General features: G+C 70.4%; 8 protein-coding genes. 4 read left to right on the forward strand and 4 right to left on the reverse strand.

Annotated elements, in window-relative coordinates; genetic code table 11:
• Nucleotides 1-289 precede the first annotated feature (289 nt).
• From AB0E24_RS40685 to dpgA, 3 genes are all read left to right on the forward strand, one after another.
• On the forward strand, nt 290-496 hold the full coding sequence (locus AB0E24_RS40685) for an MbtH family protein (RefSeq protein WP_030830221.1): 207 nt from the start codon (nt 290-292) through the stop codon (nt 494-496).
• Between the two features lie 178 nt (nt 497-674).
• Nucleotides 675-1,295, forward strand: a complete 621-nt coding sequence (locus tag AB0E24_RS46195) for a TetR/AcrR family transcriptional regulator (protein ID WP_069874400.1) — start codon at nt 675-677, stop codon at nt 1,293-1,295.
• Nucleotides 1,296-1,631: 336 nt separating this feature from the next.
• Nucleotides 1,632-2,705 (forward strand): 3,5-dihydroxyphenylacetyl-CoA synthase DpgA, encoded by a 1,074-nt coding sequence (gene dpgA, locus AB0E24_RS40700; RefSeq protein WP_232637022.1) that lies wholly within the window; start codon nt 1,632-1,634, stop codon nt 2,703-2,705.
• A gap of 142 nt (nt 2,706-2,847) precedes the next feature.
• Here dpgA and AB0E24_RS40705 read toward each other — a convergent pair whose 3' ends face one another.
• Both AB0E24_RS40705 and AB0E24_RS40710 read right to left on the reverse strand, forming a co-directional pair.
• Nucleotides 2,848-5,364 (reverse strand): ATP-binding protein, encoded by a 2,517-nt coding sequence (locus tag AB0E24_RS40705; RefSeq protein WP_359384688.1) that lies wholly within the window; start codon nt 5,362-5,364, stop codon nt 2,848-2,850.
• A gap of 304 nt (nt 5,365-5,668) precedes the next feature.
• Nucleotides 5,669-5,848, reverse strand: a complete 180-nt coding sequence (locus AB0E24_RS40710; RefSeq protein ID WP_147967153.1) for a hypothetical protein — start codon at nt 5,846-5,848, stop codon at nt 5,669-5,671.
• Nucleotides 5,849-6,481: 633 nt separating this feature from the next.
• Between AB0E24_RS40710 and AB0E24_RS40715 the strand changes: the two genes are divergently transcribed.
• The gene (locus AB0E24_RS40715) at nt 6,482-9,403 is read left to right on the forward strand and encodes an ATP-binding protein (RefSeq protein WP_359384690.1); all 2,922 of its coding nucleotides are present in this window, start codon (nt 6,482-6,484) and stop codon (nt 9,401-9,403) included.
• A gap of 167 nt (nt 9,404-9,570) precedes the next feature.
• Here AB0E24_RS40715 and AB0E24_RS40720 read toward each other — a convergent pair whose 3' ends face one another.
• Nucleotides 9,571-10,776, reverse strand: a complete 1,206-nt coding sequence (locus AB0E24_RS40720; RefSeq protein ID WP_174886091.1) for a cytochrome P450 — start codon at nt 10,774-10,776, stop codon at nt 9,571-9,573.
• 127 nt (nt 10,777-10,903) lie between these two features.
• Nucleotides 10,904-11,809, reverse strand: coding sequence for a 2OG-Fe dioxygenase family protein (locus AB0E24_RS40725; protein WP_069875302.1), 906 nt, complete (start codon nt 11,807-11,809; stop codon nt 10,904-10,906).
• Nucleotides 11,810-11,890 lie beyond the last annotated feature (81 nt).

The following is an 11,890-nucleotide window of genomic DNA, read 5'->3' on the forward strand; positions in this document are numbered from 1 at the left end:
GACCGCCATCGCCGAATCCGAGAATGAGCCGCCGATGTCCGCCTTCCAGGAGGTGATGGCCGGTGTGGCCACGCATCACACCGAGCGCGCCGGGCGGGGACCGCCCGTCCGGCCCGGAGCCGGCCGCGCGGGCGACCTCGGTGCCATCACCGGCCGGATGGTTCGGCCGCGACCGGTCCGTAACGGTGGCTCTCGCTGATGCCGATCCCGCCGTGACGCCTAAACATGGAGGCGTCCAGGTGGGTCGTCCACTGTCAGGACGGCAACGGTATGAGAGGCGGAGACTGGCGTGAATCCCTTCGACGATCCCGACGCGGAATTTCTGGTGCTGGTCAACCACGAGGGGCAGTACTCGCTGTGGCCGGCCTTCGCGGATGTACCCGAGGGATGGACGGTCGACCATGACAAGGACACCCGCGAAGCGTGCCTGGCCCATATCGAGGAGAACTGGACGGATATGCGGCCCAAGAGCCTGATCGAGGCGATGGGCGGCTGAGCGTCGACTGATGTCTGCCGCTGAAGGCGGCGTGACGGGGCGCGGGCGACGGGCACGTCGCCCGGCTGCTTCCAGCAGGAGCTCCGGTCCGCGCCGCGGGCCACGGCCAGGCCGGACATCACCTGTCGGGGGCAGGAGCCATATATCCTGAAGCCGGAGCTGCTACTTTCGCATCATGATGACCAGGGCCGCCCAGCCGAGCGCTCGAACATTCACCCAGGACGCACGCAGAGCGCAGATAGTTCAGGCAACTATCGAGACTCTGGCCGAAATTGGTTATTCGAAAGCCTCATTCAGTGCGATATGCCGACGGGCCAGGCTCAGCAGTACCGGAATGATCTCCTACTATTTCTCGGGGAAGCCCGAACTCTTTCGGGAGGTCGGCCAAACGATCCTGACGGAGGCCGGAGCGGCCATAGAGGCCAGTATCGCCGCTGAGATGACATACCGGGGGAAGCTCGGCGCCTATATCGCCTCTCAGGTGGCCGTTGTCATCCGTCGGCCGCTGTACGCCCAGGCCTTGGCGGAGATCGTCGCCATGGCTCAGGCGCGGCAGGTGGACGGCCTGGACGACATCGCCCGCAGCGCTCTGTCCATCGAGTGTCTGGTCAACCTGCTGGAGCAGGGGTGCAGAGCGGGCGAGTTCCACACGTCCGACTCCCATCTGACGGCCCTCGCCATCCGCGGCGCCATCGACAACGTCGTCCGTCATCACCATCTCCGCGATGGTGACGTCGATCTGGAACGGTGCGCGCGGCAGTTGGTGGACCTGTTCGACCGCTGCATCACATCGGTGTGACAGTCCGGCCGTAGGCCAGTCCTGACCAACGGCGACCGCCGATGCTCTCGGCCACCGTGCTAAGTGTTCGATCATGAACGGGCGGATCCCCGATTCGAATTGCGGGCGGCCCGGAACACCTTCCACCCCGATGGGAAAGGCGACAGCGGCTCCCGGAAACCCGGCGGGAATACCGATCGGTGTGTGGACGTGTAACTGTGGCTACCACTGGTGCCGTTCGACCTCGCCCTGCTCCAGGGTTGACACCGGGCCGGGATGCAGGCGGACGTGTTCTGATCTGTCGGCGTCATCCGGCCGAAGGCGACTGCCCGTGGTACGGCGATACGAGAGGGAATCATGCGAGCGATCCGAGAGGCGCCCGGCATTGTCGGCGTAGGTGCCGCGGTGCCGCCGGACTCCTACACGCAGCAGGAACTCCTCGATACCTTCGGCATCACCGACCCCCGTATCCGCTCGATCTTCCTCAACGGAGCGATCGAGCGGCGCAACCTCAGCCTGCCGCCACTCGGTCCCGACGATAAGCCCACCGCCGAGACCCAGGGCGACCTGCTGCGCAAACACACGGCGAGCGGGCTGCGCATGGGGCGCGAGGCCGTCGAGCGCTGTCTGAAGGATGTCGGCGCCTCCCTCGCCGACGTCCGCTACCTGTGCTGTGTCACCTCCACCGGACTTCTCACGCCGGGCTTCTCCGCGCTGCTCATCAAGGACCTGGGTGTCGAGCGGTCCTGCCAGCGCCTGGACGTGGTCGGCATGGGCTGCAACGCCGGACTCAACGCCCTGAACGCCGTGTCCGGCTGGGCCGCAGGCCACCCCGGCGAACTGGCGGTGATGGTGTGCGTCGAGGTGTGCTCCGCCGCGTATGTCTTCGACGGGACCCTGCGCTCGTCCGTGGTCAACAGCCTGTTCGGTGACGGGGCGGCGGCCGTTGCCGTCCGCGCGCCGGGACGGACTTCCGGGGAGCAGCCGCCGGCGCCCGCGCTGCTGCGGTTCACCAGCCACATCATCCCTGAAGCCGTCGACGCCATGCGCTACGACTGGGATGACGCGCACGGCAAGTTCAGCTTCTACCTCGACCCCGAGGTTCCCTACGTCGTCGGGGCCAACGCCGAAACCGCCGTGGAGCGCCTTCTGGCCGGCACCGGGCTGCACACGAACGACGTCACCCACTGGGTGGTGCACTCCGGCGGCAAGAAGGTCATCGACTCGGTCCGGGTGAACCTCGGCCTGTCCCGGCACGACGTGCGGCACACCATCGGAGTCCTGCGGGACCACGGCAACCTCTCCAGCGGCTCGTTCCTGTTCTCCTACGAGCGGCTGCGCGACGAGAAGGCGGCTCTCCCCGGCGACATCGGGGTGCTGATGACCATGGGGCCGGGATCGACCATCGAAACGGCTCTGGTGGGCTGGTGACGTAAGGAGCCGTTGCTGCCACGCGGGGTGGCGGTGGACACCGAGCGGGAGGTGGAGCCGGCGCCGGCGGCCGCGGCGGCGCCGCTGCCGGCGGGGACCGCGGCCGAGTGAGGGCGGTGCGGCCCTGGCGCCGGCCCCGGCATCAGGTTTCGTTGAGCTGGCGGGGGTTGGGCCCGCCCAGCACGCCGGCACCGTGGACCACGCTGCGTACCTGAGGCATCCGCTGCTCCCCGGGTGGGGTGGTGAGGCGGGCTGGGGGCTTCGGCTGCCGCTGCGCCACCCACGCCGCGATGTGCGCCCGGGACCGTAGCCCCAGCGTGGTGCGGATGTGCCGGATATGGGTTTCGACGGTCCGTACGGACACATGCATCCGCGCCGCGATCTGACGGTTGGTGAGCCCCTCCACGACCAGCTCGGCCACGTCCCGTTCCCGTCTGCTCAACGGGTGGGCGGGGCGCTTGTGGTGTGTTCCGGGCCCGTCGTCGCCGAGCGCGAGCGAGATCGCCTGATGTTCCGGCAGACCCTGGCCCGAATCGAGCCAGGCTTCGGCGCGGGCGGGCGGCATGGCCCGGAGCGCGGTCTCCCGCGCCTCGTGCACGCGCCGACGCCACCACTCGGTGTCCCGCCCGGCGTTGTCGCGGATTCGCTCCGCCGCGCCCAGCAGCCGCAGCCCCCGGTCGAACCGGCGGGCCCGGGTGGCGACCAGAGCCAGCCCCTCGATCGCCGCGGCGGTGTCGCTCGGATGGGCCGGGCGTACGCAAAGCACCTCGGTGAAGTGTGCCTCCGCCAAGGTCAGGTCGTCCTTCTCCAGAGCCAGCGCACCGGCCGTGACCAGCACCGAGCGCAGTCGGAAGGGTGCCGCGTGGCGGCGCAGCGCGGGCAGGACACGGCGGATCGTCTGCTCGGCGCTGCCGAGTTCGCCGTTCTCCATCTGCTGCCGGGCGATTTGGCCCAGGCTGAGCGCGGTCAGCATGTTGTGGCTCAGCCGCAGGCCGATGTTCAGGGCCCCCGTCAGGTCGGCTCGGGACGCCTCCCGCTCGTCCGCCAGCTGCCGGATCGTGCCGCGCAGCAGGAGCAGGCGGCCCAGCCGGGCCGTGCCGCCGCCGCGTTCGCGCTCCAGCGCCACCGCCTCGTCGGCCTGGCGGGCCGCGGCGGCGTCTTCGCCCTCCCGGCGCGCCAGCGCGGCCGCCGCCTCCAGGGCGACGCCACGGTAGACGGAGGTCGGCGCGGTGCGGTCCAGGGCGTGCGCCAGGTGTTCCGCGGCACCGGTGTGCCGCCCGCCGGCGACCTCCGCCGCCGCCAGCGCCGCGGCCAGCAGCAATTGGCGTTCGTCGTCACCCGAGCCGAGTCTGCGCAGGGCGTGTGTGAGGTTGGCGTGTTCCTTTTCCAGCATGCGGAGTGTCCCGGCCGGTGCGACGGCCTCCTCGCGCAGTGGCAGGGACGCCGTGGTCAGCCGGGCGGTCAGCCGCTCGTATGCCGCTGTGTCCTCGCCCTGGGCGACTAACATCTCGTGCCCGAAGTGTCGCATGGACTCCAGGAGCCGGAAGCGGGCCGGACCGTCATCGCCGGGGACCGGTGTGATGACGGACTTCGCCTCCAGACCGATGAGGATCTCGGGCATCGCCGACACCACCTCGGGGATGTCCGCCGCGAGCGCGACGGCCGCATCCGGCCCGAAACCGCCCGGGAGCACCGACAGCCTGCGCAGCAGCGCGCGTTCCGCCGTGCTCAGCAGGTCGTAGCCCCATTCCAGGGAGGCGCGCAGGCTCCGGTGCCGGCCGTCGGCGAGCCGCCATCCGTTCGTCAGCAGCGCGAGCCTGTCGTCCATCCGGTCCCGGACCTCGGCGGGCGGGAACACGCGCATCAGCCGGGCCGCCATCTCGATGGGCAGCGGCACCCCGTCCAGCCGTACACAGATCTCGCCCACGTCCGCCGCGTTGGCCTCGGTGAGCTGGAAGTCGGGGGCGACGGCGCGAGCCCGGTCCATGAACAGGGTGACCGCGTCGGAGCGGAGGCAGGCGGCGAGCACGGTGCCGGAGTCCAGGTCCGGCAGCGCCAGTTCGATCACCGGGAAGACCGATTCGCCCGGGAGCCGCAGGGGTTCGCGGCTGGTGACCAGGATGCGCAGCCGGGGGTGGCGCGGCAGCAGATCGGTCAGCAGTGTGCCGCAGGTGTCGAGGACGTGTTCGCAGTCGTCGAGGAGGAGCAGCCGGTCCTTCTCCGCCCCATCCGCGCTGTCGGGCATCGCGTCGACCGTGGTGAGGATGCGCTGCCGTATCTCCTCCGGTTCGGTGAGTTGACCCAGCTTCACCACCGCCACCTCGTGGCGTCGGCCGCGGGCCTCCTGGCCGGCCAGTTCCAGGGCCAGCCGCGTCTTGCCGACGCCCGCCGGGCCGGTCAGTGTCAGCAGCCGCGACTCGCGCAATATACGGGCCAGGTCGATGAGTTCGTCCGTGCGTCCGATGAAGCTGCTCATCTGCGTCAACGGTATCTCGACCAGCGCGGTGTCCATGCCGCCGGACTTCTGCCGCATGCGGTAGGAGCGCTGCCGACAGGCGTTGGAGCAGTAGCGGGCCCGCGGCGGCGAGGTACTTGACTGCCGGTGCGGGCGCACCGGCCGACCGCACATGTCGCAGCCGGCCGTCGGGGAAGCGGACATAGCACCTACCTTTGTGGGTGAGGTCGGGCATGGGTGAGGGCCGTCCGGAATACAGGGATGTGTGTCCGCGGGACGGCGGACGGCGGACGCCTCGATGGCGGAAATGAGTGGGAGCGGGCGGGGGATTCGGCGTGGCGCGATTTCAGTCGAACCGACGGCATGTCATACGGCCGGTGCCCGATCGGCAAGCGAATGAACCAGGAGAGTCACGGAGAATGTGATCCCGGTCCTGAGAATTACTTGATGAACTCCGGCGGCACACGCCACGGCCACTGGCCAGGACGAGTGCGTCGATGTTTCCCCGTTAACAGGCTCTGTGGGACAGCCGGGTCCCGTCGGCCCGGCCCGTGGTGGCCTCGTCGTCCGGGCGCACCTGGATAACGATGTCGACCAGCCGTCCACCGCTGTCCTGCGCCATGACGGCTGTCAACTCGCCGGAGGAGGCCGAGGTCCGGCCGAGCTGGTGGGAGAACCCCGCTTCCACAGCGAGGATGCGCAGCTGGGGGTCGATGTGTGCCGCGTATGTGCCCGGGGTGGCCCACCGATGCGGCGGGAACCCTTCCGCGAGACCGTGAGAGGCAGGGGGAGGGACTGTCCGATCTCGATCGCCTGCGATGCCTGCTGGACGAGTGGTCGCCACGGCGCACCGTCTTTCTACGCTCATATGTGGGGGGTAACGGCCGTCGGTCGCAAGTAATGTAGTTGACGATAGGAATTTCCTCTTGGCCGGTCAAGCAATCCTTTGCACGGTCCCGAAACATTGTGGTTCCAGGGTTCGGTGGTGCAGGCAAATAAATAGTGCACACCTGCTGGCCACCTGTCCGTTTGCCTCCTCTGAGACGCCCGCCCGCTGACCGAATTTCCGGGCACGGGCCGACGCCGGGCCGAGGCGTCCGGCAATGCCGAGTTCCCGACTCCCGTGCCGCGTGCCCGTTTGCGGGCGTGCGTTGCCCGTTTCCGGCCCGTTTCCGGCCGGTCCCCACGCTGCCGCCTGCCTCGTGAGGGCGGACCTTCGTGAGGCCAGGTGACCTTCAACCCTTCACACGACCGCCGGAGCGGTGGCGAACGACAGGGAAAAACGCCACGTTCTAGGAAATCCCTCAGTGGCGGAAGGGACATGATCGTAGCGGCCGAGGGGGAGAGGGAGAGGGACGCGGCAGTGATCGTCACCCCGGTCGGGCACGGCGCGTACGGGACGCGGGACGGCGAACAGCCCGCGCGATGGGTGGAGCGGGACCGTGAACTCGCCGTACTCGGCGACCTTGCCAGGCGGACCGCGGCGGGCCACCCCGGCCTCGTCGTCGTACAGGGGCCGGACGGCTTCGGCAGGACGTCGCTGCTCCACACCCTCGCCGTGCACGCGCGCCGGCTCGGGCTGCGGGTTCTGCACACCCGGGCCGACCCGAACCGGCGCACCTGGCCACTGGGCACCGTGAGGACCCTGTGGCGGGCCATGACCGCCGACCCGCTCCCGGACCTCGCCGCGCCGCCGCGGCGGCCGGTGCCCGGCGAAGCCGACCGCGCCCGGGCCGGTGTCTCCCACGAGGTCCTGACCGAATGGCACGGGGCCGTGCGCACCACCGCGGCGCGAGGCCCTCTCCTGATCGCGATCGACGACGTCCACGAGGCCGACCCGGTGTCGCTGCGTTGCCTCGCGTACACCGCGCGCAGGCTGGCCGGGCTGCCGGTCCTGCTGGCGCTGGGCCGGCGCGACGGCGATGCGTGGACCCCGCTGGACGAGGCGGCGATGACCCAGCCGCTGTGCCGCGTCGTCCGGCCACGGCCGCTCACCGCCCCGGGCGTCGGCCGGGTCGCCCGGCGGCTCACCGGCGCCGACCCCGAGACGCGGTTCCAGACGGACTGCCTGGCGGCCACCGGCGGGAACCCCCTTCTGGTGACCGGGCTGGTCACCGCGTTGCGGGAGCGTGGCCTGCCGCTGACCGGCGCGGGACTCGACGCGGCGGGCGATCACGACCTGCCCGCCTTCCGGGAGTGCGTCATACGGCTGCTGCGCCGTCAGCCACCGCCGACCGTGCGGGCCGCCCAGGCCGTGGCCGTACTCGGCGACGCGGCGGACCGCGAGACCTGCGCCCAGCTGGCCAGGGCCGACGCCACCACCTTCGCCCGTGCCCTGTCCGCCCTGGACTCCCTCGGACTGGCGCACGCGTCCGCCCGTACGGACGGCTGGTCCCTGACGCACCCCGCCGTACGGAACGCGGTCCTGGCCGACACGCCGGCCGGGCAACGTGCCGCGCTGCACGGCCGGGCGGCCCGGTTGCTGCACGACGGTGGGGCACCCGCCTCGGACATCGCCGAGCATCTGCTGCGGTCCCGGGTGACGGCGGATCAGCCGTGGGCGCGGGCCGTACTGCGGGAGGCGGCGCGCAAGGCGCTGCTCGACGGCGCGGCGGCGCGCGCGGTGGAACTGCTGCGTCGGTGCGTCCCGGACGGCGCGGCGGACGCCCGCGACCCGGACCTGGTGGCGGAACTGGGCATCGCCGAAAGCAGGGTGGACACGGCGGCCGGTATCCGGCATCTGACGGCGGTCCTGGACCGCGTCTCCCGCCCCGGTCTGCGGTTCGCCTCCCTCAGCGCGCTCGTCGGTGGACTGGCGCGTACCGGCCAGGTGGACCGCGCCGTCACGCTCCTCGCCCGGCACCGCTCCGCCATGGCCGGTACCGCGGCCGGGGCCGCGAGCGCGAGGCTCCTGGAGGCGGACATGCTGATGGCCGCCACCGACAACCTCGACGCGTACACCGAACTCCTCAACACGGAGTCGTTCCACATGGACCTGCCGGGCGACACCCCGGAGGCACGCGCCCTTCTCGCGTGGCGTGCGGTCATCTCGGTGTGCCGCATGGATCACGTGCCGCAGGCACTCACCGCGGCGGAAACGGTGATCAGGATGGGTGGGCCGACCACCGACTCGACCGTTACCTTGGCCGCGGCCGCCTCCGTGCTGCTGTACGGAGACCGACCGCACGAGGCGGACCGTGCGTATCGGCAGCTGATGGACGGCACCGACGCCGTGCGGAGCCAGGCGTATCCCACGCTGCTGGCGCTCGGCGCGGCGGCCGGCGAGCGGCTCGGGGCGCTCGACGAGGCGCTGCGGACCACGGCCAAGGCGCTGCGGAAGACCCGGATCGCGCGGGCCACCCGGTATGAGGCGCTGCCCCTGGCGGTACGGCTGCACACCTTCCTCGACCAGGGCGACCTCACGGCCGCCACGGGCCTGGCCGCCGAGATGCCCGACCCCCGGGCCGACGACGACTGGCAGTGGAACGAACTGCTGTGTGCCCGTGGGCGCCTACACCTGGCCCAGGGCGAACCACGGGCCGCCCTGCGCGACTTGACGGAGTGCGGACACCGGCAGCGGGCGTGGCACCGTACGAATCCGGCCGTCTCCTTCTGGTGGTACTGGGCCGGACGGGCCCATCTGGCGGTGGGCGACCGTACGGCGGCGGTCGAGCTGGGCGAATGGGCCGTGAGCCTGGCACGGCCGGCGGGGCTGCCCTGCGCGCTGGGGACCGGGCTCGAACTGCTGGCCGAGGCCGCCGACGAGCGGGACCGGCTGGCCCTGCTCGACGAGGCGGAATCGGTGCTGGCGCCGACCCGGGCGGCGCTGCTGCTGGCCGGAGTGCGGGTGCTCCGAGGCCGGGCGCTGCAACGCGCCGGGCACATCCAGGCGGCCCGGACGGTACTGCGCAAGAGCTGGCGGGAGGCCCACTCGCTCGGCGCCCGCGCGCTCCACGCCGCCGCCCACCAGGCGCTGCTGGCGACCGGGGCCCGGCCCCGGCGCGCCGTCTCGGGCGGGTCCGGCGCGCTCACCCGGAGCGAGGCCCAGGTCGCGCGACTGGCGGCCGACGGCTGGTCGAATACACGGATCGCGGATGCCCTCTTCGTCACACGCCGGACGGTGGAGGCGCATCTGACCTCGGTGTACCGCAAGCTGGGTCTGTCGTCCGGACGCCGGGAGCTGCGCCGAGGGCTGGAGCCGGACACGGACGCGGGCAGCGCCGAGCCGCCTCGCCCGCGGTGACCGGTGAGGCGGCCGTAGGGCTGGACGACCGTCGGGCCGCGCCACGCGAGCACCCTGACCGCGCGGCCCCGAGGTCCTGGCCAGGACACCGGCCGCGCAGTAGCGGGTGATCACGCGCCCACCGCCGTGGCGGTCCGATCGTCGTGCTCGCGCGGCACCCTCATGGGTCAGGTATCCCAGGCGACCGGGAGACTCTTCACCCCGTGGATGTCCGCGATCTCCGGGCGGAGGGGGACCTGTTCGGCCGGTATGGCAAGGCGCAGTGTGGGGAAGCGGTCGAGGAGCGCGGGGAAGGCGACGCGCATCTCGACGCGGGCCAGTTGCTGGCCCAGGCACTGGTGGATGCCGTGGCCGAAGGCCAGGTGTCCGCCGTCCTGCCGGTGAAGGTCGAGCACATGGGGGTCGGGGAAGCGCTCGGGGTCGCGGTTGGCGGTGTTGTACGACAGGATCAGCGGCGAGCCGGCCTTGATGGTCCGGCCGCCGAGCTCGACGTCCTCCAGCGCGGTCCGCATGAATGTCTTGCCGACGCTCAGATACCGCAGCAGCTCCTCCACGGCCCGGTCGGCGAGTGTGGGGTCGGCGCGCAGCGCGGCCAGCTGATCCGGGTTGCGCAGCAGTGCGAAGGTGCCGAGCGCCAGCATGTTCGTGGTGGTGTCGAGCCCGGCCGCCAGCAGGATCAGGGCGATGCCCTTCAGCTCCTCATCGTTCAGATCGCTGTCGGTGAGGTCGCTGAGCACATCGTCGGTGGGGTGCGCGCGTTTGGCGGCCACCAACTCGGCGAGGTGGTATTGGGTCGTGGTGTAGGCCGCCATCACATCCTCGTCGTCCGCCTCCGCGTCCATGAACGCGTCGACCTGCTCCCGGAAGGAGTCCCGCTCCTGGTGCGGCACGCCCAGCAGCTCACAGATCATGATGGCGGGGATGGGTTTGGCGAACGCGGTCACCAGATCGGCCGGCGGCCCGGCCTTCTCCATGGCGTCCAGGTGGTCGGCGGTGATCTGCTCGAGGCGCTCGGTGAGCAGTCGCATCCGCCGTACGGTGAACTTCCCCATCAGCGGTTTCCGATAACGGCTGTGCCGGGGGTCGTCCATGAGGAGGAACTCGCCGGGCGGCGCCGGGGGGATCTGGATGCCTCCGTAGTCGATGGTCGGGTGGAGCATGAGCTCCTTGCGTGAGCTGAACCTCGAATCCGCCAGGACCGACTTGATCAGGTCGTATCCGGTGAGCAGCCAGCCGGGTTTTCCATTGGGGAAGGTGTAGCGACTGATGGGGCCGTGCCGGCGGGCGTCGAGCAGCTCCGCCGGCGGGTCGAAGGGGCGGCCGGGCTGACGCGCCGTCGGCAGCGTGGTGACGGTGTGCGGGCATTCATCCATGACCAGTCCTCATCTTGTGACAGCACGTTTTTGACAACGCTCGAAAACCACTTTCGGGGAATTGCCGTCACATCAATGTGACGCAGCGGGGAAGAATTGACATGCTGTCACGAGGCATGCCGGGGGATCAGCCCACCCGAGTCGTCCCGCCCAGAGCCCGCAGTGGCACCGTCATCGGCATGGCCGGGTGCGGTGCGGCGGAGTCGAACTCCCGCGAATGGTGCCCCTCCGCCACCGGCTTGCGGGTCAGAAACGCCAGCAGGTCACGGGTGGCGGGACGCTCCGGGTCGGCCGCGTACAGCGTCGACACGCTGTGCTTCAGCTCGTGGTCGACGATCAGGCAGGTGTCGAGGAAGTCGCGGTGCTGGGCGCGGGCGCGCACGAGCTTCGGATCCGTGTCATGCCAGCGGGTGCCATTGGACTCGTCCATCTCGTGCAGAAACGTGACCGCGCTGTCCTCGGTCATGTTCTGGCTACCGAGGTACGTCGTCATGGTGTGGTCGACGCCGTCGCTGTGCACACCCTCCAGCGCCGGCTCGCCGATCAGGTCCCCGTCGGTGGTGGTCCGCACGTTCAGCAGCGTGCACACCCAGCGGTCGCTGTCGTAGTCGAGCTTCGGCCGGTGCTCGATCGTCATCCCGTCGAACACCAGGAACTTGAACACGAACAGCGCCTTCAGCGCGGTGTTGAGCTGGAGATCGTCGCGGATCTCGTCGAAGACCCGCACCTTTCCGGCGTCGTGCCGCACGAAGTCGTCCTCCGTGGACAGCATGAACGGCTGGAACTCCAGCCGCCGCACCTCCATCGCCACCGGATCGAAACCGAAACGACCGGTGCGGGTCTTGCGGAACGGCAGCGTCGGATCGCTCTCCAGCGCGTCGCTGACGGTGACGAGCCGGTCGAGATCCTCGTCCGTGGCACCCAGAGCCTGCACGATACGGACCATTTTCTCGCCGGGCACGAAGGCGTAACGGTCACGGACATAGGACGAGCGTATCTGGGTGAGGTCGGAATCCAGGGCGTCGTTCGGCATTCCCTTTTCCTCCAGGACGGTGCCGCGAAATTGTGGAAAAAAGTGGCAGGCGCTGAAACCACAGCTGCCACCGGTCTAGCA

Source organism: Streptomyces malaysiensis subsp. malaysiensis (genome assembly GCF_040653035.1).
GTDB lineage: Bacteria > Actinomycetota > Actinomycetes > Streptomycetales > Streptomycetaceae > Streptomyces > Streptomyces malaysiensis.